Annotated in this window: 2 tRNA genes; one reads left to right on the forward strand and one right to left on the reverse strand. The window is 57.5% G+C overall.

The window, feature by feature from the left end:
- Positions 1–71, reverse strand: a tRNA-Met gene (locus tag ABNX05_RS26280).
- A 184-nt stretch (positions 72–255) separates the two neighbouring features.
- Here ABNX05_RS26280 and ABNX05_RS26285 point away from each other — a divergent pair.
- Positions 256–331 (forward strand) — tRNA-Val (locus tag ABNX05_RS26285).
- Positions 332–334 lie beyond the last annotated feature (3 nt).

Genomic DNA, 334 nt, shown 5'->3' on the forward strand with positions numbered 1-334 from the left:
TGCGGGGGCCGGATTTGAACCAACGACCTTCGGGTTATGAGCCCGACGAGCTACCACTGCTCCACCCCGCGATAATAGAGTGCTTGATTAAAAAATGGTGGAGGATGACGGGCTCGAACCGCCGACCCCCTGCTTGTAAGGCAGGTGCTCTCCCAGCTGAGCTAATCCTCGAACACGGAAGTTAAGCTCTTTAGCGCCGATGGTAGTTGGGGGCTTCCCCCTGTGAGAGTAGGACGTCGCTAGGCATAATACCCAGGAGGATTAGCTCAGCTGGGAGAGCACCTGCCTTACAAGCAGGGGGTCGGCGGTTCGAGCCCGTCATCCTCCACCATTT

It is taken from the genome of Lysinibacillus zambalensis, assembly GCF_040183165.1.
Classification (GTDB): domain Bacteria; phylum Bacillota; class Bacilli; order Bacillales_A; family Planococcaceae; genus Lysinibacillus; species Lysinibacillus zambalensis.